Origin of the sequence: Rhodoplanes tepidamans, from assembly GCF_030813915.1 — a bacterium.
GTDB classification, from domain to species: domain Bacteria; phylum Pseudomonadota; class Alphaproteobacteria; order Rhizobiales; family Xanthobacteraceae; genus Rhodoplanes; species Rhodoplanes tepidamans.
The window spans coordinates 159247-180552 of record NZ_JAUSUJ010000010.1; the positions used below are offsets into that span (position 1 = coordinate 159247).

At 71.9% G+C, this 21306-nt stretch carries 17 protein-coding genes and 1 pseudogene; 9 read left to right on the forward strand and 9 right to left on the reverse strand.

Annotated elements, in window-relative coordinates; translation table 11 throughout:
- The first annotated feature begins 163 nt into the window (after window positions 1–163).
- The gene (locus tag J2S22_RS13890) at window positions 164–1903 is read left to right on the forward strand and encodes a hypothetical protein (protein WP_272779102.1); all 1740 of its coding nucleotides are present in this window, start codon (window positions 164–166) and stop codon (window positions 1901–1903) included.
- 223 nt (window positions 1904–2126) lie between these two features.
- Window positions 2127–4301 carry an AsmA family protein gene (locus J2S22_RS13895; protein ID WP_272779101.1) on the forward strand — a complete coding sequence of 725 codons (2175 nt, stop codon included), beginning with the start codon at window positions 2127–2129 and terminating at the stop codon, window positions 4299–4301.
- Window positions 4302–4604: 303 nt separating this feature from the next.
- Here J2S22_RS13895 and J2S22_RS13900 read toward each other — a convergent pair whose 3' ends face one another.
- The 4 genes from J2S22_RS13900 to J2S22_RS13915 form a co-directional block, all read right to left on the reverse strand.
- Complete coding sequence (locus tag J2S22_RS13900; protein WP_272779100.1) at window positions 4605–5471, reverse strand: efflux RND transporter periplasmic adaptor subunit; 867 nt, start codon at window positions 5469–5471, stop codon at window positions 4605–4607.
- Between the two features lie 175 nt (window positions 5472–5646).
- A complete protein-coding gene (gluQRS, locus tag J2S22_RS13905) occupies window positions 5647–6546 on the reverse strand; it encodes a tRNA glutamyl-Q(34) synthetase GluQRS (protein ID WP_272779099.1) in 900 nt (299 codons plus the stop codon).
- A 255-nt stretch (window positions 6547–6801) separates the two neighbouring features.
- Window positions 6802–8010, reverse strand: a complete 1209-nt coding sequence (locus J2S22_RS13910; protein WP_272779098.1) for an MFS transporter — start codon at window positions 8008–8010, stop codon at window positions 6802–6804.
- Window positions 8011–8053: 43 nt separating this feature from the next.
- Window positions 8054–8770 carry a substrate-binding domain-containing protein gene (locus J2S22_RS13915; RefSeq protein WP_272779097.1) on the reverse strand — a complete coding sequence of 239 codons (717 nt, stop codon included), beginning with the start codon at window positions 8768–8770 and terminating at the stop codon, window positions 8054–8056.
- A gap of 177 nt (window positions 8771–8947) precedes the next feature.
- Between J2S22_RS13915 and dctP the strand changes: the two genes are divergently transcribed.
- The 4 genes and pseudogenes from dctP to J2S22_RS13935 all read left to right on the forward strand — a co-directional run.
- A complete protein-coding gene (dctP, locus tag J2S22_RS13920) occupies window positions 8948–9955 on the forward strand; it encodes a TRAP transporter substrate-binding protein DctP (RefSeq protein WP_272779096.1) in 1008 nt (335 codons plus the stop codon).
- 67 nt (window positions 9956–10022) lie between these two features.
- Complete coding sequence (locus J2S22_RS13925; protein WP_272779095.1) at window positions 10023–10547, forward strand: TRAP transporter small permease; 525 nt, start codon at window positions 10023–10025, stop codon at window positions 10545–10547.
- Window positions 10544–11869 (forward strand): TRAP transporter large permease, encoded by a 1326-nt coding sequence (locus J2S22_RS13930; RefSeq protein WP_272779094.1) that lies wholly within the window; start codon window positions 10544–10546, stop codon window positions 11867–11869. The genes J2S22_RS13925 and J2S22_RS13930 overlap by 4 nt, the downstream gene beginning before the upstream one ends.
- 297 nt (window positions 11870–12166) lie before the next feature.
- Window positions 12167–13489, forward strand: a pseudogene (locus J2S22_RS13935) (malonyl-CoA decarboxylase); the annotation flags it as partial.
- A 359-nt stretch (window positions 13490–13848) separates the two neighbouring features.
- Here the strand turns inward: J2S22_RS13935 and J2S22_RS13940 are convergent.
- Window positions 13849–14349 (reverse strand): hypothetical protein, encoded by a 501-nt coding sequence (locus tag J2S22_RS13940; protein ID WP_272779093.1) that lies wholly within the window; start codon window positions 14347–14349, stop codon window positions 13849–13851.
- Between the two features lie 149 nt (window positions 14350–14498).
- Entirely contained in the window at window positions 14499–14777 is a 279-nt protein-coding gene (locus J2S22_RS13945; protein ID WP_272779092.1) for an EF-hand domain-containing protein, read from the reverse strand.
- On the opposite strand from J2S22_RS13945, the gene J2S22_RS13950 reads away from it, so the two are divergent.
- Both J2S22_RS13950 and J2S22_RS13955 read left to right on the forward strand, forming a co-directional pair.
- A complete protein-coding gene (locus J2S22_RS13950; protein WP_272779091.1) occupies window positions 14764–15243 on the forward strand; it encodes a hypothetical protein in 480 nt (159 codons plus the stop codon). The genes J2S22_RS13945 and J2S22_RS13950 overlap by 14 nt on opposite strands.
- Window positions 15244–15587: 344 nt before the next feature.
- On the forward strand, window positions 15588–17099 hold the full coding sequence (locus J2S22_RS13955; protein WP_272779090.1) for a malonate--CoA ligase: 1512 nt from the start codon (window positions 15588–15590) through the stop codon (window positions 17097–17099).
- 146 nt (window positions 17100–17245) lie between these two features.
- Here J2S22_RS13955 and bla read toward each other — a convergent pair whose 3' ends face one another.
- Entirely contained in the window at window positions 17246–18124 is an 879-nt protein-coding gene (bla, locus tag J2S22_RS13960) for a class A beta-lactamase (protein WP_272779089.1), read from the reverse strand.
- 145 nt (window positions 18125–18269) lie between these two features.
- On the opposite strand from bla, the gene J2S22_RS13965 reads away from it, so the two are divergent.
- Complete coding sequence (locus J2S22_RS13965; protein ID WP_272779088.1) at window positions 18270–19064, forward strand: FkbM family methyltransferase; 795 nt, start codon at window positions 18270–18272, stop codon at window positions 19062–19064.
- Here J2S22_RS13965 and eutC read toward each other — a convergent pair.
- Window positions 19057–19845, reverse strand: a complete 789-nt coding sequence (gene eutC / locus J2S22_RS13970) for an ethanolamine ammonia-lyase subunit EutC (protein WP_272779087.1) — start codon at window positions 19843–19845, stop codon at window positions 19057–19059. The two genes, J2S22_RS13965 and eutC, sit on opposite strands and share 8 nt — an antisense overlap.
- A gap of 4 nt (window positions 19846–19849) precedes the next feature.
- Window positions 19850–21226 carry an ethanolamine ammonia-lyase subunit EutB gene (locus J2S22_RS13975; protein WP_272779086.1) on the reverse strand — a complete coding sequence of 459 codons (1377 nt, stop codon included), beginning with the start codon at window positions 21224–21226 and terminating at the stop codon, window positions 19850–19852.
- Window positions 21227–21306: the final 80 nt, after the last annotated feature.

The window sequence follows — 21306 nt, forward strand, 5'->3', positions numbered from 1 at the left end:
ATTCCGGAAGCGCCGCGAAGCGGCGCTGCCCGGAATCCATGACCCCGGTCAGTGAGCATGGATTCCGGGCTCGCGGCCTTCGGCCGCGCCCCGGAATGACCAGGTCTTTGCCAAATCCAAGTCCAAGTCCAATTCCAAGTCCGAGTCGTCCAAGTCCCGAGTCATGCCCACCACCGATCTGATCAAGGCCTCCTTCGCGGCCCTCACGGCGAAGAAATCCGGACCGACCCTCTACGACCTGTGCGATCCGCTGCTGCGTGGGGGCGGGCCCGGGGACGCGCATCTGCGCACCTTCTACGGGACCGCGGTCGCCAACCCGGTGCTGCGTCCCCTGATGGGCCGCGCCGGCCTGCCGGCGCTCGCCGATCCGGACCGCTTCGCCGCCCTGCAGGGCGCGATCCGCTCGGCCCGCGACGACGCGGCGCCCGACTGGGCGGCGATCGGGCGCGAGATCGCGCCGCTGATCGACGCGGTGCCGCAGCGGCATCCCCGCCGCCCACCGCTCGCCGGTACGCCCGCGATGCCGGCGCTCGCCGAGGTCGACCGGGTGATCCGCGCCTGCGCCCACCATCTGCTCGGCGCGTTCACGCGCAACAAGGGCTTCATCCCGGCCTACGCGGCCTTCAACCTGATCGGGGATCCGGACTTTCACGGGCGCGACCTCGCCACCGCGCTGGTCGGGCTCAACGCCCGCACCTACAAGAACGCGACGCTGCTGTTCAATCTCGCCCGCGCCTTCATCCTGCCGAACCGGCCGATCGCGGCGCTGCTCAATCCCGCCTGGTCGGGCTTCGCCGAGCCGATGTGGGAGCCGGTGCAGATCCGGCACCGCTCGGCCTATTACGACGCCTTCTTCGCCGAAGCGCTGATGGACTACGTGGGCAGCGGCCTCGCCACGCCGGACGAGACCGCCCGGTCGAAGACCGCGATCGCCGGCATGATCGAGTTCTGCCTGGCCACCAGCCGCGAGGAGGTGCGCCACCCGGTCGACGGCACGCCGTTCCCGGTGGTCACGGCGCTGGTCCGGCCGCCCGACGTCCGGATGAGCAAGTTCTTCTGGAAGCTGAAGAGCGATCTCGGCTTCGGCACCTACGTGCCCGACTGCGACACCACGGCCTGCTCGCTCTCCGCCGCCACCCAGTTCGGATCGGCCGACCCGATCCTCGATCAGCCCTTCCTCGACTTCTACGCCGGCTACCAGGTGCGGCCCGGCAGCAACCGCGAGCCGCCGTCGGTCGACATCAACGACCCGCTGGACTTTTCGGGCGGCATCGTCACCTGGATCGAGAGCGCCGCCGGCGACAGGCCGTTCGGCAACGACCTCGACCCGACCCTCAATCTCGACGTCCTCGAGGCGGCGTTCCGCAACCACGCCCGCTGGGACATCGTCGGCACGCCGCAGCGTCTCGATTTCCTGCGCGGCGTCGTCGCCTTCCACGACCGGCTGATCGGCTCCGGCCTGTTTGCCGATCCGCGCGCCCACATCTACTACCTGCCGGAGCTGTACGCCGCCTATTTCGGCCGCTGCCTCGCCGCCTTCCGGGCGATGCCGGCCGACATCCAGGCGAAGATCGACCCGCAGGCCCGCTTCGCGGCGATGCGCCTCGCCATCCTGGACTATGTCCACCACGACCTCGCCGCCCACGAGATGAACCCGTTCGACGCGGCGCTGGCGCTGCTGGCGCTCGCCAAGCTCGGCGGCGACCGGGCGCGCTACGCGCCGGCGCTCGACTGCATCCTGCGCAGCGTCGGCGAGGGCGGCCGCAAGGGGCCGTTCAAGGCCTACGAGTGGAACAAGATGAAGACGCCGACCCGCATCCTGGTCGGCGGGCCGGAGGTGACCTCGGCGTTCGTCCTGTCGGCGCTGGCGCACGCCCGCACGGCGCTGGCCCGCTCCGCCTGACGGCTGAACCGCCCGCCGCCGGCCGCCGACCAAGCCGGGAAGGCGTCCCGCCTCCGGAAGCACGAGCCTCCGGCCGGCGGGAGGAACGCAGACGATCCGGCACCTGCATGGAAATGCCGGGCTCGAAAGTGCTACAGATCACATACGGCCGACCGACGACATTCTATTCGAGTCTGTTGATTCTCCGATACGATGCGCCGCGCGGGCGCAGGAGGCACCGGACATGGTCTCGAAGAAGATCGCCGCCACCGCCGCCGGCGTGGTGCTGATCGCCGGCGCGCTCGCCGCCGTCCACGGCATTCCGGCCCGCGGCCTGATCGAGTCCTACAGCCGCGACGTGCTGGCCCGCCACGACCTCGTCCTCGACATCGGGGGCGACGCCCGCCTGACGATCTGGCCGCGGACCGGGCTCACCCTCGGCGACACGAGGCTGCGCGACGCGACGTCCGGCGACGAGATCGTGCGGGTCGACCGCGTGCAGGCCGGCATCGGGCTCTCCGACCTGTGGAACGGCACGGTCGACGTCGCCGAGCTGACCCTCGACCATCCGGTGGTGCGCACCGACCCGATGTTCGCCCGGGCGGCCCGGGCCGCCGCGGCGCGCAAGACCCGCAGCCTCGGCGCCGGCAACGCCGACGAGAGCATCCTGCCGGTCGACTCGGCGGTGAGGATCGGCTCGGTCGCGGTCGAGAACGGCATCGTCGTGGTGCGCGACGGCAAGGAGACGGCCGAGGTCAGGATCGACTCGCTGCGGCTCGCCAACCTGCCGGCGGCGGGCGGCCGCTCGAACCTGCATCTCGACGCCAAGGTCGGCGCCGCGACGGTGCGGCTGACGGCGGCCGGCGACACCCCGACCAGGCTCGCCGAGGGCCGCGCCGTGCCGATCGAGGCGCGGGTCGAGGCACCCCGGCTGTTCCGCACCCCGGCCACCGTGAGCGCCACCGTCTCGAGCGCCGGACCGGTGCTCAAGGCCGACAACCTCAACGGCATGATCGACCAGGGCCGGCTGCGCGGCGCCGTCACGGTGTCGTTCGCCGGCGCCAAGCCGTTCGTCGACGCCACCCTCGAATCCGAGCGGCTCGACCTCACCGGGCTCGTCGAGGCGGTCGCCGGTCCCGCCCCCGCGCCGGCGCCGGCCGGCCCCCGCGGCAGCGCGGCGGCGACCGCGGCGGCCCCGTGGAGCGACGCGCCGCTCGACCTGTTCGGCCTCGGCCTCATGGAGGCCAATGTCGCGCTCACGGCCCGCGAGGTGATGATCGAGAAGGTGCGCATCGCCCCGGCCGCGATCGAGGCGACCCTGATCGACGACACCCTGAAGGTCGAGCTCGGCCCGTCCGGCGTCTATGGCGGCCAGGCGACCGGCCAGGTGTCGATCGACCGCCGCCGCGACGAGCCGGTGGTGAGCGTCCGGACGAGCTTCTCCGGACTGTCCGCCCTGCCCTTCCTGCGCGACGCCGCCGGCTTCGAGTACATCGAGGGCCGGGCGCGCGGCAGCCTCGACCTGCGCGGCGCCGGCGCGAGCCCGCGCCGCATCGTCGACGGCCTCGCCGGGCGGGCCGACCTGACCTTCGAGGACGGTGCCGTGCGCGGCATCGACATGCCGGCGATGCTGCGCTCGGTGCTCGACGTGATCCTGGCCGGCTGGCAGTCGACCGCCGGCGGCCAGACCCGCTTCTCCACCTTCAAGGGCAGCTTCACCGTGGACAACGGCGTCGCCCGCACCACCGACGTGGTGTTCCAGGGGCCCTGGATGGTGATGAGCGCGGCCGGCAATGTCGACCTGCGCAACCGGACCCTGGACCTGCGCGCCGATCCGCGGCTGGTCTCCGCCCCGACGACCCCGGGCCAGAGCGCCAATGTCTGGGGCATCGGCGTGCCGGTGGCGATCCAGGGCCCGTGGTCGGCGCCGCGCATCTATGCCGACACGCCCAACATTCTCGCCGATCCCGACAGCGCGTTGAAGGGCCTGCGCGATGCGCTCGGTCCCGGCGGCGGCCAGATCGGCAAGATGATCGAGGGCCTGAAGGGCCTCGCCCCGAGCACGATCCCGGGCCAGACGCCGGGCCCGGCGACGCCCGGCAGCGAGCCGCCCCGCGAGCCCGGCACGCTCGCCGACGACATCATGAAGGCCCTGAAGGGCGTCGCCCCGGCACCGGCCCAGGCCCCGCCCGCCCAAGCGCCCCCCGCCCCGGGCCGGCCCCCCGCCTCGCGCGACATCAGCCCGTCGCCTCCGGCCACCGCGGCGGCCCCGCCGCCCGCACCGCCCGAGGCCGGCGTCAACCCGCGCCCGACCACGCCCCAGACCCGCGAGACCCGCCCGAAGCCCGCCCCGGAGCCCACCGTCCGCGAGCTCGAGCAGGGCGCCCGCGAGTTCCTGAAGGAGTTTTTCGGGCGGTAGCGGCGCCCGGCGGGGGCTCCCTGATGGATGAAACGAAGATCCTGGTGCTCGGCCTCGTGCCCCGGACAAGGCGCGGCAGGCCTGATGCGCCGCGGAGCCGGGGCCCAGGGGCGGCACGACGGGCGGCACGACGGGCGGCACAGCAGGGTATTGTCCGGCCGCCTCGCCTGATCGCCCCTGGGTTCCGGTTCGCGGCGCGATGCGCCGTGCCCGGGACACGATGCCTTCGCCGAGGCAGCGCAGCGGAACAGCGAGTTGCCGGGTACGACAAGTCGTCCCGGGACTCGGACTGAAGGCAGACAGTCAGTTCTTCGCCGTCGTCTCTTCCAGCACGGCGCGGACGCGGTCGCCTTCGCGCAGGAAGGTGCCGGCGCGACGGACCACCAGGTCGCCCTCGGCGAGGCCCTGGCGGATCTCGACATTGCCGCCCGACAGGAGGCCGATCGGCACCGGCCGGGTCTCGACCCGATTGTCGCGCACCACCTGGACGACCGGTCCGAGCGGCCCGAACAGGATCGCCGACAGCGGCACGCTCATGCCGCAGCTGGTGCCGACCTCGACGGTGGCGCGGGCGAAGGTGCCGATCTTGATGCGGCGGTCGTCGCCGAGCGTGATGCGGGCCTGCCCGGCCTGGGTCTGCGGGTTGATCTCCGGCGACACGGTGCGGACCCGGCCCATCACGGCGCCGAGCCCGGTGACGTCGATCCTGGCCGGCTGGCCGACCGCGATCTTGCCCATCCGGGTCGACGGGATGTCGGCCTGCAGCTCGACCTCGCCGCCGGCGATGATCAGGAACATCGGCGGGCCCTGCATCGACACCATGGCGCCGACCTGGGTCATGGTGCGGCCGACCACGCCGGCGACCGGCGCCTGGACGGCGAAGCTCGACGCCGGCGCGTTCATGCCCTCGATGCGGGCGAGCCGGGCCAGCACCTGGCCGGAGTTCACCTGGTCGCCGTTCTCGACCAGGATCTGGGAGACCCGCACGCCTTCGATGTCGGGACGCACCTGGGACTCCTCGCGCGCCACCACGGTGCCGGCGACCCGCACCGTGTCGGAGAAGCAGGCGCGCTTCGCCTTGACGACCGACACCGACATGCCGGCCTGCTCCTCGGCCGCCCGGGCCGGCGCCGGGACGCCCGCGCCGAGCGCCGCGGCGAGCGCCGTCACGGAGATCCCGGCCGCGAATACGGATCCGGCCCGGCGGCCACGACGGCCCCGGTGCCCGCGCCGCGATGACCCGGCACGCCAACGATCGGATTGGTGCTGAAACGTCATGCTCGCCTCGTCACGGTCCGCCGAGGAACGACAATCGTCCCATTCCTGCACGCGCGGACCCATCCGATCAAGGGTGCGCGGGCGCGGCGATCGGTTCGATCAGGCGGCGGACATCGGCCGGCGTCAGCCCCGCGGCGCGCAGCTCGGACAGCCCGGTCGCCCGGGTCGACTTCGACAGCTTGCGGCCCTCCGCGTCGAGGATCAGCCGGTGATGCCGGTAGGCCGGCGCCGGCAGACCGAGCAGCGCCTGCAGGACCCGGTGGATGGAGGTCGCCGCGAACAGGTCGCGGCCGCGCACCACCTCGGTGACGCCCTGGGCGGCGTCGTCGACCACGACGGCGAGGTGATAGCTCGCCGGCACGTCCTTGCGGGCGACGACGACGTCGCCCCAGGCCTCGGGCCGGGCCGGCACGCGGCCGGTCTCGCCGTCCGGCCCCTCGCCGCGCTCCTCGAACGCCAGGGTCTCGGCCGCGGGCCCCAGCCGGGCGAGCGCCGCCGAAAGATCGAGCCGCAGGACGTGCGGCTCGCCGCGGGCGATGCGGGCGGCCCGCTCGGGCGGCGGCATAGCCTTCGCGTCGCCCGGATACAGCGGCGCCCCGTCGGGATCGCGCGGCCACGGCCCCGCCGCCTCGCGCGCCGCGACCAGGCGGGCGATCTCGGCCCGGCTCTCGAACGCCGGATAGAGGACCCCGAGCGCGTCGAGCGTCGCCAGCGCCGCCCGGTAGTCCGAAAAGTGCTCGGACTGGCGGCGCACCGGCGTCTCCCAGGCGAGGCCGAGCCAGGCGAGATCCTCGGAGATGGCGGCCTCGTATGCGGGCCGGCACCGCGACACGTCGATGTCCTCGATGCGCAGGAGGAACCGCCCGCCGGTCTCCCGCGCCCGCGCCGCGTTCAGCAGGGCCGAGAAGGCGTGGCCGAGATGCAGGAGCCCGTTCGGGCTGGGCGCGAAGCGGACGATCTGGGTCACGGCGACCGGGAGCCCTGAACGACAGAACGACCGCGCCGAACTCCGGGCTTCCCCCTCCCTGTCCCTCCCCCGCACGCGGGGAAGGGACCGCTGGAGTCGCGGCCACGCTTCGATCGGGTCGACCGCAGTGTCGTGGCGAGCCCGTCGCGGCTCGCCGCAGCCTGCCCCCTCCCCCGCGTGCGGGGGAGGGGTGGGGCGGAAGAAAGTCGCGGGCTTCCGCGGCGCGCGGATCGTGGCAGCGTCATCGTCGGTCTCTCAGCTCCCCTCCTCCGCGTGGTGGCGGATGCCGGTGACGCTCGGCGCCAGGACGGCGAGCAGGAGGGCGCCGATCAGGATCGGCACGAAGGCGGCCAGCGGCTCGCCCGACAGATCCCAGGCGAGACCCGACAGCACCGGCGTGATCACGGCGCAGGAGTAGCTGATGGTGAACATGCCGGCGGCGAGGCGGTGGACGTCCTCGGGCGGCGCCAGGATCGACGGCAACGCGAAGATCAGGATCAGCACGCTGGCGTCGCACAGGCCGATCAGCACCGACGAGATCACGATCACGGTGGGCGAGCCGTACATCAGCCCGAGCAGCGCCACGAAGGAGACGAGACCCGCCGCGACGTACGGCCACACCTTGCGCACCAGCCGCCCGGCGAAGACGAGCAGCAGCAGCGAGGCCGGGATCTGGCCGAGATTGAGCGCCGTCAGGGTCAGGCTGATCAGGTCGGGCCGCCCGGTACGGGTGAGCACGTCCGGGATGAAGGCATTGGTGGTGAAGTACTGGGCGTTGACGGTGCCGAACATGATCCCGATCCGCCACAGCAGGCCGCTGCTCCAGTCCGGCCACCACTTGCGCCCGGTCACCACGGCGGCCGCACCGCCGGCGCCGCGCGGCGCCAGCACGGCGACGACGAGCGCGATCGCGACGCAGGGCACCGCCCAGGCGAAGAAGCTCGCCCGCCAGCCGCCGAGCAGCGGCACCAGCACCGGGAGCGTCAGGGCGACCGGCAGCACCTCGCCGACCAGCAGGCCGTTGGCGTAGACGGCGGTGCCGAACGGGATGCGGTCGGGCAGCCAGGTGCGCACCAGCGGCGGCAGCGACGGCTGCATCACGGCGACCCCGAACCCGGTGACCACGGTGGCGCCGTAGAGCAGCCAGACGTCCGGCGCGACGCCGCGCAGCGCCGAGCCGGCCGCGGTGGCGAGCAGGCCGATCAGCAGCGTCTTCAGTGCCCCGAACTTGGCGATCAGGAGCGAGCCCGGGATGGCGGCGAGCGCGAACAGCACCGACGGGATGCCGGTCAGGATGCCGATGTCGGTCGCCGACATCCCGAGGTCGTCGCGGATCATCGGGATCACCGGCGGCACCGACAGGATGGTCATGCGCAGGCCGGTGCCGGCGAGCCACAGGAGCGCCAGCGCAGTGACCAGATGGCGGAGACCCGGCGTGTCGCCGTCGACGGCGGGAGCCCTCATCGGCTCTTCTCTCTTTCTCGCGTTGGATGGAGGTGAAATCGGCTCACAGCGCCGACAGGCCGCTCGCCTCGAGCGCGCTCCGCGCCTCCGGCGACACCAGCCGGGCGAGCAGCGCCCGGGCGCCGGCCGGATTGCGGGCGGCGACGAATACGCCGCCGGCGAAGACCGTCACCTCCTGCACGGCCTCGGGCAGCGGACCGACCATGTCGATGCCCTTCACCGCCATCAGCTCGCTCATCTGCTGGATCGCGAGCTCGACCTCGCCGGAGGCGGCGCGCTCGCCCGTGAAGCCGTCGCGCACGACCGCCTTGGCGGCGATCTCGTCGGCGATCCCGAGCCGGGCGAGCACGCGGGCGAAGTGCAGCCCGCTCGCCCCGGTCTGCGACCAGGCGACCGCGCGGGCGGCGCGCAGGGCCGCGACCAGCGCCTCGACGGTCGCGATGTCGGGCCGCGGCGCGCCGGCCTTCACGGCCATGCCGACCAGGGCGCGGGCGATCCCGGCGCGGCTCTGCGGATCGACCACGCCCTCGGCGGCGAGCCCGTCGAGCGCCGCCCGCGTCAGCAGCACGAGGTCGCCGCGCTCGCCCGCGGCGATGCGCGGCATCAGCTCGTTGGTGGCGCCGTAGTCGATGTCGACCGTGAGCCCGGTCTCGCGCGCGAAGGCCGGCACCAGCGCCTCCAGCACGCCCCGCGTCGCCCGGGTGGAGAGCACCCGCACCGTCCCGTTGTCCGCCGTCACGGCCGCCTCGGCCCCCGTCAATCCGACCTCCCCTCGCATCCCGCGACTCGGCCCCGCGATACCGCCGGCGTGCCGGCGGAGGACCGGACCGGGTCGCGCACTCTTCCGTGCGTTCCGCTTTGACAAGCGGCCGCGCATGCCGTTCCATACACGCGTTTCGATCAAGACGACAAAAAATAAGATCCTGGGAGGAATGCAATGGAGTGGTATCGCAGCCTCGTGCTGGCGGCTGCCGTGGCGGCCGCGCCGCTGGCGGCTCTTCCGGACGCGGCCTCGGCGCAGGCGACCCTGCGCGCGTCGCATCAGTTCCCCGGCGGCAAGGGCGACGCCCGCGACGAGATGGTGCAGATCATCGCCCGCGAGGCGAAGGCCGCCAATGTCGGGCTCGACATCCAGGTCTTCCCGGGCGCCTCCCTGTTCAAGCCGAACGACCAGTGGAACGCGCTGGTCAACGGCCAGCTCGACATCTCCTCGTTCCCGCTCGATTACGCCAGCGGCAAGGTGCGGGCCTTCGGCGCCACCCTGATGCCGGGCCTGGTGCGCAACCACGAGCGGGCGCAGCGCCTCAACGACTCGCCCTTCATGAAGGAGATCCGCGCCAAGATCGACAAGGCCGGCGTGATCGTGCTGGCGGACGCCTGGCTCGCCGGCGCGGTGGCCTCCAAGAAGGGGTGCGTGCGCAGGCCGGAGGACATCCAGGGCGTCAAGATCCGCTCCGCCGGGCCGACCTTCGCGTCGATGTGGCAGAAGGCCGGCGGCTCGATCGTCTCGATCCCGAGCAACGAGGTCTACAACGCGCTGCAGACCGGCGTCGCCGAGGCGACCGACACGTCGACCGGCAGCTTCGTGTCGTTCCGGCTCTACGAGCAGGTGAAGTGCATCACGGCGCCCGGGGAGAACGCGCTGTGGTTCATGTACGAGCCGGTGCTGATGTCCAAGCGCAGCTTCAACCGGCTGACCAAGCCGCAGCAGGAGGCGCTGCTCGCCGCCGGCAAGAAGGCCGAAGCCTTCTTCAACGAGGCGACCAGGAAGCTCGACGAGCAGATGATCGACACCTTCAAGAAGAACAATGTCGAGGTGGCGACCCTGACGGCCGAGGAGTACGACGCCTGGCTGAAGGTCGCCCAGGAGAGCTCCTACAAGGAGTTCGCCAGCGAGGTCCCGGACGGCAAGGCGCTGATCGACCAGGCGCTCGCGGTGAAGTGAGCCACACAGCCGGCCGGCGCCGCCGGCCGGCTCCACGGGGGCGGGACGCGTGTCCCGGGGGAGTCTCATGAACGTCGCGATCCGGGCCGTGCGCGGCCTCTCGCTCGTCTGCGGGATCGTCGCCGCGGCCCTGACGGCCACGGCCGTGGTCGTCGTCTGCCAGATGGTGTTCGTGCGCTTCGTGCTGAACCAGAACACCATCTGGCAGACCGACTTCGTCACCTTCAGCCTGGTCGGCGCGACCTTCATCGGCGCGCCCTACGTGCTGATGACCCGCGGCCACGTCGCCGTCGACGTGCTGCCGCTGGCGCTCGGCGAGCGCGGCCGCTGGTGGCTGGCCGTCGTCGCCACGGTGCTGTCGCTGGCCTTCGTGGCCACCGCGACGGTGCTGACCGCGATGTTCTGGCTGGAGGCGTGGGAGAACCGCTGGGTCTCCGAATCGATGTGGCGCGTGCGCATGTGGATTCCCTACGCGGCGATGCCGATCGGCCTCGGCGTGCTGACGCTGCAGTACCTGGCCGACCTCGCCGAGATTCTCACCGGCCGGGCGCGGCCGTTCGGTCTCGAGGCGCCGCTGGAGGGCGGCATATGAGCCCCGCCACGCAGGGCGCCATCGTCCTCGTCGTCACCATCCTGGTGCTGCTCACCGGCGCCCCGGTCGCCTTCGCGCTCGGGGCCGTCGCGGTCGTCTTCCTGGTGCTGTTCCAGGGCGCCGACTCGCTCTCGGTGGTCGCGGAGACGCTCTATTCGGGCCTGCACGACTTCACCCTGGTGTCGATCCCGATGTTCATCATGATGGGCGCGGCGATCGGCTCCTCGCCGGCGGGGCGCGACCTCTACGTCGCGCTCGACCGCTGGCTCTACCGGGTGCCGGGCGGGCTCGTCGTCTCCAATCTCGGCGCCTGCGCGCTGTTCGCCGCCCTCACCGGCTCGTCGCCGGCGACCTGCGCGGCGATCGGCAAGATGGGCATCCCGGAGATGCGCAAGCGCGGCTATCCGGCCGAGATCGCCACCGGCTCGATCTGCGCCGGCGGCACGCTCGGGATCCTGATCCCGCCGTCGATCACCTTCATCCTCTACGGCATCGCCACCGAGACCTCGATCGGCCGCCTGTTCCTGGCCGGCGTGATGCCCGGGCTGCTGCTCACCGGCCTGTTCATGGCGTGGACCATCTTCTACATCTGGTGGAAGGGGTTTCGCGCCTACGCACCGGAGTTCCGCTACTCGTGGGCCGAGAAGCTCTCCTCCATCCCGAAGGTGGCGCCGTTCCTCGCCATCGTGGTCGGCGTCATGGTCGTGCTCTACGGCGGCATCGCGACGCCGTCGGAGGCGGCGGGCGTCGGCGCCGCGCTGTGCGTGGTGCTCGCCGTCACGATCTACCGGATGTGGAGCCCGAAGGACTGGTGGCGCATCCTGCGGGAGACGACGCGCGAGTCGGTGATGATCCTGATGATCATCGGCACCGCCGTGCTGTTCGGCTACATGCTGAGCTCGCTCTACATCACCCAGACGCTGGCCCAGGCGATCGCCGCCGCCGAGGTCAATCGCTGGGTGCTGATGCTGCTGATCAACCTGTTCCTGCTGGTCGCCGGCTGCTTCATCCCGCCGGCCGGCATCATCCTGATGACCAGCCCGATCCTGCTGCCGATCATCACCAATGCGGGATTCGATCCGGTGTGGTTCGGCGTCATCGTCACCATCAACCTGGAGATCGGGCTGATCACCCCGCCGGTCGGGCTCAACCTGTTCGTCGTCAACGCCATCGCGCCCGACATTCCGACCCGCACCGTGCTCTTCGGCTCGATCCCCTATGTCGGCGCCATGGTCGTGGCGCTCCTGATCCTCTGCGTCTTCCCCGAGATCGCCACCTGGCTGCCTGACGCGCTGATGGGGCCGGCGAGCGGAGGCCGGTGAGCGGAGGTCGGTGAGCGGACATCGGACCGGCCCCCGAACTCCGCCCGGTCCCGCGCAAGCGGGGATCCGGGTTTTTGTCCGCCGTGTCGCCCCCGGGTCCCCGCCGTCGCGGGGACGAGCGGAGCCACCCCGGATTACGGCCGCTCCGTGACGGTTCCGTCCGGCCGCGCGACACTGCCGTGCCGCGCCGCGGGGTGATTTTCGGCCCCGCCCTTGCTATGTTGCGGATGGACATCCGCCTCCGGCCGTCCACCTCCGGTCCTTCGGGGCGGCCGCGGGGCCAACAGGACGAGGCAGATGAACACGTCGTTCTTCGGCGAGCTGTTGCAGACGATCAGCGAGCGCGGCCGCCACCTGCTGGAGCGCCGGCGCGAGCCGCTGGGCCAGGTCCACTCGGAAAGCCTGGCGGATCTGTGCGAGGCGCTGCTGTCCGGCCGCGGCGAGGCGTCGGGCACCGCGCTGGCGCGAGAAATCCTGCAGCGCTACGAGGAGCTGAAGACCGGGCCGCGCATCGCCTTCTTCGAGGCGCTGGCGACGCGCTTCGGGCCCGACCACGCCAGGCTCGGCAAGGCCGTGCAGGCGTTCCAGGCCGATCCGAACGACGCCACGGCGCACGCCCTGCACCTCGCCACCGAGCCGCGCCGGCAGGAGCTGTTCCGCCGCCTCAACCTCGCCCCGCACGGCACCGCCTCGCTGGTGCGCATGCGCGAGCACCTGCTCGCCGCCATGGCGCGCCGCACCGACCTCGAGCCGATCGACGCCGACTTCCGCCACCTGTTCGCCTCGTGGTTCAACCGCGGGTTCCTGGTGCTCCGGCGCATCGACTGGTCGACGCCCGCCGCCGTGCTGGAGCGGATCATCCGTTACGAGGCCGTGCACCAGATCCGCGACTGGAACGACCTGCGCGCCCGCATCGACCCGCCGGACCGGCGCTGCTACGCCTTCTTCCATCCGGCCCTGGTCGACGATCCGCTGATCTTCGTCGAGGTGGCGCTGACCCGCGAGATTCCCGGCGCCATCGGCCCGATCCTCGCCACCGAGCGGGAGCCGATCGATCCGGAGCGCGCCACCACGGCGGTGTTCTACTCGATCTCCAACTGCCAGCGCGGGCTGGCCAGCGTCTCCTTCGGCAGCTTCCTGATCAAGCAGGTGGTGGCCGACATCTCGCGCGATTTCCCGCGGCTCTCCACCTACGTGACGCTGTCGCCGGCGCCGAACTTCGCCTCCTGGCTCAAGCGCGAGCGCGCCGCCGAGGCCTCGCTGCTGAGCGAGGCCGACCGCATCGCCCTCGCCCGCCTCGACGAGGACGGCTGGTGGGAGAACAAGGCGACGCTCGAGGAGGTGCGCGACCCGATGCTGCGCGCCGCCGCCAACTACTACCTGAACGCCCGCGACCGCCGCGGCCGGCCGGTCGACTCGGTCGCCCGCTTCCATCTCGGCAACGGCGCGCGGCTGGAGCGGCTCGACTGGCCGGCCGACCTCTCGACCCGCGGCCGCGAGCAGTCCTACGGCCTGATGGTCAACTATCTCTACGATCTCGGCGAGATCGAGCAGAACCACGAGGCCTATGCGGAGAGCCGCACCGTGATCGCCGCCAATGCGGTGAGGAAGCTCGCCAAGCCGCCGCGCGCCCTGGTCCCGACCAAGCTGATCGGCGGCGACAAGAGCTCCGACAAGAAGGCCGACGCCAAGGCCGCGAAGGCGGACGGCAAGGCGGAGGGCAAGGCGGAGGGCAAGGCGGACGCGAAGGCGCTGCCGAAGCCGGAGACGGCCGCGGCCGGCCCGAGCCCGGACGACACGCCGAAGCCCGCCGCCGAGGCCGCACCGGCCGCACCGGCCGCAGCGGAGCCGGAGAAGAAGGTCGAGGCCTCGACGACGGCGTGAGGCGGTGCCGTCAGCTCTCCCGGCGCGCGGGGAGAGGTCGCCATCCGCGTCCTCGCGCGGGTGGCGGGTGAGGCGGATGCGCCACGGCGCGAGCTCTATCCTTCCTCCGCCTCGTCCGCCGCCACCACGGCGAGCACCCGCCGCGCGCCGAAGCGGTCGGCCGGATCGAGGGCGACGACCTTCTCCAGCGCCGCGATCCCGGCCTCGACGTCACCGAGCCGCAGGCTGGCATAGCCCCAGGCGAGCAGCGCCTGCAGATAGAGGCCCGGGGCCTCCTCCGGAGCCGCGAACGACGCGTCGTCCGGCTCCACCAGCCGCCAGTCGGTGGCGATGTTGAGCCGCCGCGCCATGCTCTCGACGATGGCGGCGGCGTGCGGCAGCGCCTCGGCGAGACGGTGATCGTAGAAATAGAACCGGTAGGCGGCGAGCCGCGCCTCCAGGCTGTCCGGCGCCGCGGCGAGCGCCGCGTGCACGGCCGCCTCGGCCTGCGCCGGATCGGACCGCGCCCGCGTCGCGCCGGCGAGCAGGGCCGCGACCGACAGGGCGTCGTCGTCGGTCCGGTCGCCGTTTCCGTCATCGGTGCCGAGCCACGGCATGCTGCTGTCTCCATCCCGACCGGAGATCAGCTTAGGCGAGCCTCCGGCCGGAGCGCAAAAGGCCGGTCGGACCGGAGCCGTACGCGCCCGATCCGCGTCGGCGATCGCGGGGGCCCCGTGGCGGCGCCCCCGCGGCGACGACGCGCCGCTCAGGCCGCAGTCGCGGTCGTGCTGCTGGTCGACGTGCTGCTGGTGGCGTCTGACGGCGGCGGAGGCGGCGGGCCCTGCATCGAGGCGTGCAGGCTCTCGAGCTGGCTCGACAGCTCGTCGGTGCTCACCGAGCCGTCGCGGTCGGTGTCGAGCGACTCGAGCATCGCCTCGGCGTCGCTCGCGGTGCCGCCGTTCTCGGTGACGAAGGTCTCGAGCTCGCTCTCGGAGATCGCGCCGTCGCCGTCGCTGTCGAGCGTCGACACGATGGACTCGGCCATCTCCTCCTCGGACGGCGGCGGAGGCGGCGGCATCGCCTCCTCGGTGGCGGTCGTCGCGGTGGTGGTGGCGCTCTCGTCCTCCTGGGCCGACAGCAGGAGCGACATCAGCGCGCTGGACAGCGACGTCGTCTCGCTGGACGACGTCGAGGTGGTGGACGTGCTCGACGTCGTCGCGCTGCTCGACGTCGTGGACGTGGTGGACGAGGAGTCGGACTCGGTCGACTCGGTGGCGCTGGTGCGGAGCAGCTTCATCAGATCGGCGATCGCCGAAGTGTCGGTCGAGCCGACGCTGGACACGGACATCCGTCTCTCCTTTGTGCGCGGCCGGCGGCTGTCCGATGCCGCGGTTGCGGCGGAGGGGCGACGCGGGGCACGCGCTGACAGTGACAACCGTCATACGGGGAGCGCAGCGGTTCCGGTCCGATTTTTCTCAGTTCATCTCCATAAAATGGATCGGCGTTTTTGAAGTCGGAATGTTTTCGCTCATGAAAGAGACCAATTTTTATTACGACTCTTTGCACAATTACGAAAGCCGTTCCAAATCTGCATTTTTGTTTCCGTATTTTTCTACATCGTGTCGCGCCACGACGATTGTATTCGTCCGTTTCTCCGGCGCCCTCGCGATACGCACCGTGCGCAGCGAAGGCCAGCCGGGGCAGCGCCCGCCGTCGCCGCCCTTGACCCGTGCGCCGCCGCGAAAATAACGTCGGCGGCCCTCGGGACCGACCGTCGGACGCGCGGCCGCTCCGCGGCGCGCCCGGCCGCGGCGCCGCACCAACAACCACCCTGGAAACGAGCCTGGAACCGCCCATGTCCGGAAGCCTGTTCGCCCTTCTCCGCAGCCGCATCCCGTCGCAGGGCAAGGCGCTGATCGAGACGCCCTCGGGCGAGCGGATCACCTATGGTGACATGCTGGCGCGCACCGGCCGGCTCGCGAATGCGCTGGTGCGGCTCGGCGTGACGCCCGGCGACCGGGTCGCCGTGCAGGTGGAGAAGAGCCCGGAGAACCTGATGCTGTTCCTGGCGGTGATGCGGGCCGGCGCCGTCTACCTGCCGCTCAACACCGCCTACACGACGCACGAGGTCGAGTATTTCGTCAGCGACGCCGAGCCGAAGCTGGTCGTCTGCGATCCGGGCCGGCGCGACGGGCTCGCGCCGATCGCCGAGCTGCGGGGCGCCGCCCTGCACACGCTCGACGCCGACGGCCGCGGCTCGCTCGCCGAGCTCGCCGCCGCCGCGCCGGAGGCGTTCGAGGACGTCGGCCGCGCCGAGGACGACCTCGCCTGCATCCTCTACACGTCGGGCACCACGGGCCGCTCCAAGGGCGCGATGCTGACCCACCGGAATCTCGGCTCCAATGCCGACACGCTGGTCGGCTACTGGCGCTTCTCCGACGCCGACGTGCTGCTGCACGCGCTGCCGATCTATCACACCCACGGCCTGTTCACGGCCGCCATGACGGTGATGCTCGCCGGCGGCAGCATGCTGTGGCTGCAGAAGTTCGACGCCGACCAGGTGATCGCGCTGCTGCCGCGCGTCACCACCCTGATGGGCGTGCCGACCCACTATGTGCGGCTCGTCCAGCACCCGGGCCTCACCCGCGAGGCGACCGCCCACATGCGGCTGTTCACCTCGGGCTCGGCGCCGCTGCTCGCCGAGACGCACGAGCAGTTCCGGGCCAAGACCGGCCACGCCATCCTGGAGCGCTACGGGATGACCGAGACCGGCATGAACACCTCGAACCCCTTCGACGGCGAGCGCATCGCCGGCACGGTCGGCTTCCCGCTGCCCGGCATCACGGTGCGGGTGGCCAATCCCGGCAGCGGCGAGGTGCTGCCGGCCGGCGAGGTCGGCGTGCTGGAGGTGAAGGGCCCGAACGTGTTCGCCGGCTACTGGCGCATGCCGGAGAAGACCAAGGACGAGTTCCGCCCCGACGGCTTCTTCATCACCGGCGACGTCGGCATGATCGACGCCCGCGGCTACGTCCACATCGTCGGGCGCGCCAAGGATCTGATCATCTCGGGCGGCTTCAACGTCTATCCGAAGGAGGTCGAGAGCGAGATCGACCTCCTGCCCGGCGTCGTCGAGTCGGCCGTCATCGGCTGCCCGCATCCGGACTTCGGCGAGGGCGTCACCGCCGTGGTGGTGAAGGAGCCGGGCGCGTCCCTCACCGAGCGCGACGTGATCGCCGCGCTGGAGGACCGGCTGGCCAAGTTCAAGCTGCCCAAACGCGTGCTGTTCGTCGACGAGCTGCCGCGCAACACCATGGGCAAGCTGCAGAAGAACGTGCTGCGCGACCAGAACAAGGCGCTCTACGGCTGAAGCCGGCCGTCATCGTGTCGCAGGACGGGCACAGGCGCAGAACGCGCCGTGCCCGCGCCGTCGACGCTCTCGGACTCGGACACCCGGCCTCGTCTATAGACGCCGGACGGCGTGGGCGCCGCGCCTTCGGCGCGGCTTCGTCCACCCTACAGGCTCGCGGCCACGGCCTTCGCCACCGCCGCGAGGGTCGCGTCGCGCGCCTTCGGCGGCGCTGTGCACTCGGTGAGATAGGCCGCGACGACGAGCGGCGCACGGCCGGGCGGCCAGAACAGGCCGACGTCGTTGGTGGTGCCGCGCTCGCCCGAGCCGGTCTTGTCGCCGACCCGGACGTCCTTCGGCAGGCCGGCGCGCAGCCGGGCATCGCCGGTGCGGTTGCCGACCAGCCAACCGGTCAGCTTGTCCCGCGACGCGCCCGACAGCGCATGTCCCAGCACGAGCTTGCGGATGTCGTCGGCCATCGCCTCCGGTGTCGTGGTGTCGCGCGGATCGCCCGGAACCGCCTCGTTGAGGGCGGGCTCGGTGCGGTCGAGCCGCGTCTCGGCGTCGCCCAGCGTGCGGACCCAGGCGGTGAGACCGGCCGGGCCGTCGAGCGCGGCGAGCAGCAGGTTCGCCGCGGTGTTGTCGCTCATCACCATGGCGGCCTCGGCGAGCGCCTCGACCGTCATCTCGCCGCCGGCGTGCGGCCTGGTGAGCGGTGCCCACTCGAGCAGCGCCGCCGGGTCGATGGCGATGCGGCGGTCGAGCGTCTCGCGGCCGCCGTCGACCCGCGCCAGCACGGCGGCGGCGGCCAGGACCTTGAAGGTGCTGCACATCGCGAAGCGCTCGTCCGCCCGGTGGCCGCTGCGCGCGCCCGAGCCGGTGTCGATCACGGCGACGCCGAGCCGCCCGCCGCTCTCGCGCTCGATGCGGGCGAAGGCCGCCGCCATCCCCTCGGCCCCCGGCGCAGCGCGCGAAACCGCCGGCGCGGCCCCGGCGAACAGCGCCGCGAGGCCTGCGGTCACGGCGAAACGGCGTCGATCGATCATGCTGCGCTCTCCCTGTGGTGCCGGCCCTGTATCGCGCAGGACATGGACCGGCATGAGGCGGCGCCTGCCTTGTTTGTGCCGCCCGGTCCGGGACACCGGGCCGTATCACCCCAGCCCCCCCTTTTCTCCTGCCGGCCGCCCGACCATGACCTCCGCTGCCCGCCCGACCGCCTTCGTGATCGTCTCGACCGCTCACGGCACCATGCTGGTGAACCGTCACGACTACCGGCTGGTGAAAGGCGGCGGCATCGGCGTCGGGTTCCAGCTTCTGCAGCGCTCCGTCTACGATCCCGACGAGGTCGACATCGCGGTCAAGCTTCTGCAGCTCCGGCGCCAGTATTTCGGCGACGGCGTGGTGGCGATCGACTGCGGCGCGAACATCGGCGTCCACACGATCGAGTGGGCGAAGGCCATGCACGGCTGGGGCGAGGTGCTGGCCTTCGAGGCGCAGGAGCGGATCTTCTACGCGCTGGCCGGCAACATCACGATGAACAACTGCTTCAATGCCCGCGCCGTGTGGGCGGCCGTGGGTGCGCAGGACGGCAGCATCACGGTGCCACAGCCGAACTACCTCGTCCCGTCGAGCTTCGGCAGCCTGGAGATCAGGAAACGCGAGACGACCGAGTTCATTGGGCAGGAGATCGACTACGCCGACGGCCACGGCGTCGAGACGCGCCTGCTCGCACTGGACGGGCTGTCGCCGGAGCGGCTCGACCTCCTCAAGATCGACGTCGAGGGCATGGAGCTCGAGGTGCTGAAGGGCGCCGACGAGACGCTGCGGCGGTGCCGGCCGCAGGTGATCGTCGAGGCCATCAAGTCCGACGAGGCCGCGCTGCGCGACCGGCTCGCGGCGCTCGGCTATCAGGTCTTCCCGATGGGCAACAACCTGCTCGCGCTACACGAGACCGATCCCGGCCTCACGCAGATTCGCGTCACCTGATCTTCGCCTCGCCGGCGCGGTCGTCCCGCACGGCGTCGGACTCGTCCTTGAGCCGCACGCCCGAGAGACGACGGGCTCGCATCGCGCGCAAGAGATGCATCAGCGTGACGGCCGCCGCGGCGGGCAGAACGCCGTCGGCTCGGATGTTGGACAGGCAGTTGCGGTCGGCGTCGGTGGTGGCGGGCTGCGGCCGCCAGGTGAGATACGCCCCCATGCTGTCGGGCGACGACAGGCCGGGCCGCTCGCCGATCAGCACCACGACGCTGTCGGCGCCCAGGGCCGTCGCGACCGCGTCGCCGACCGCCACCCGTCCGTGCCGCACAACGACCAGCGGCGCCACGCGCCAGCCCTCGGCCGTCAGCGTCGGCAGCAGGCCGGCCAGCACCGGAGCGGCGTGCCGCTCGACCGCCTGCGCCGACAAGCCGTCGGTGACGACGAGAACGAGATCCCACGCGGCCGCACGCGGCGCCAGAATCGCCTCGGCATCGGCGGACAGGCGGCGCCCGAGATCGGGCCGCATCAGATACGCGCGCCGGTCCGCGGCGGCGCTCGCGACACTCAGGACTGACGGTCCGGCTTCAGCGAGGCGACGGTGCAGGCGAGCCTGCTCGAACGGCGCCTGCACGGCGTCTCGCGCGCGGGCATGGGCGAGCCGGAAATCGAGCAGCGGGGCCGTCGCCAGCGACGCGCCGGCGCGTTTCAGGCCGATGCGTGCCGCCGTGAGGCTTCGCAGCGCGGCCCAGGCTTCGGAGTCTCGATCGTCGATGTCGCGACGGGTCATGGCGTCACGCCGGCAGCAGCGCACGGAAATGGTTCGGAAGCGTGCCCGGACGGATGCGGGCGGCGGCATCCAGAAGGCCCTGGCGGGCGAGCCACGCCTCGAACTCCGGCGCCGGCCGCCGGCCGAGCAGATCCCGCATCGCAAGCGCGTCGTGGAACGAGGTGCTCTGATAGCCCAGCATGATGTCGTCGGCGCCCGGCACGCCCATCACGAAGGTGACGCCGGCAGAGACCAGCAGGGCGAGCAGCGCGTCCATGTCGTCCTGGTCGGCCTCGGCATGGTTGGTGTAGCAGACGTCGACGCCCATCGGCACGCCGAGCAGCTTTCCGCAGCAATGGTCCTCCAGGCCGGCCCGGGTGATCTGCTTGCCGTCGTAGAGATATTCCGGGCCGATGAAGCCCACCACGGTGTTGACCAGCAGCGGCGCGAAGCGCCGCGCCACCGCGTAGGCGCGCGCCTCCAGGGTCTGCTGGTCGACGCCGTGATGGGCGTTCGCCGACAGCGCGCTGCCCTGCCCGGTCTCGAAATACATGACGTTGTCGCCGACCGTGCCGCGCTGTTGCGACAGCGCCGCGTCGCGCGCCTCGTCGAGCAGCGCGAGGTCGATGCCGAAGCTCCGGTTCGCCGCCTGGGTGCCGGCGATCGACTGGAAGACGAGATCGACCGGCGTGCCCCCGCGGATCAGATCCAGCGTCGTCGTCACATGGGCGAGCACGCAGTGCTGGGTCGGAATGTCGAGCTTCTGGCGGATCTCCTCCAGCATGCAGAGCAGCGTCCGGGTGCGCTCCGGCGAGTCGGTCGCCGGGTTGATGCCGATCACGGCGTCGCCGGCGCCGAGCAGCAGCCCGTCGAGAATGCTGGCGGCGATGCCGCGCGGGTCGTCGGTCGGGTGGTTCGGCTGCAGCCGCACCGACAGCCGGCCCGGCAGGCCGATGGTCGAGCGAAAGCGCGTCACCACCGTGCACTTCGCCGCGATCACCATCAGGTCCTGCAGCCGGCACAACTTGCTCACGGCGGCCACCATCTCGGGCGTCAGGCCGGGCGCCAATGCGGCCAGCACCGGCGTCGTCGCGCCATCCGACAGGAGCCAGTCGCGGAAGCCGCCGACCGTCAGATGCGAGACGGCAGCGAAGGCCGCATGGTCGTGCGTGTCGAGGATCAGCCGGGTGACCTCGTCGCCCTCGTAAGGAACGACGGCCTCGCCGAGGAACGTCGCGAGCGGCAGGTCGGCGAGCGCCATCTGGGCCGCGACCCGCTCCTCGCCGGTCTCGGCCGCGATCCCGGCCAGCACGTCGCCGCTGCGCGCCGACGTCGCCTTCGCCAGCAGCGTCTTCAGGTCGGGAAACGTGTAGCGGCGAGTGCCGAGCGTGACGGTGTACATCGGGGCTCCGGGCCGGCGGTGACGGTCCTTGCTTCGCGCATGATCCGTCCCGAGAGCCGGAAACCACCTCTCGGGATCAT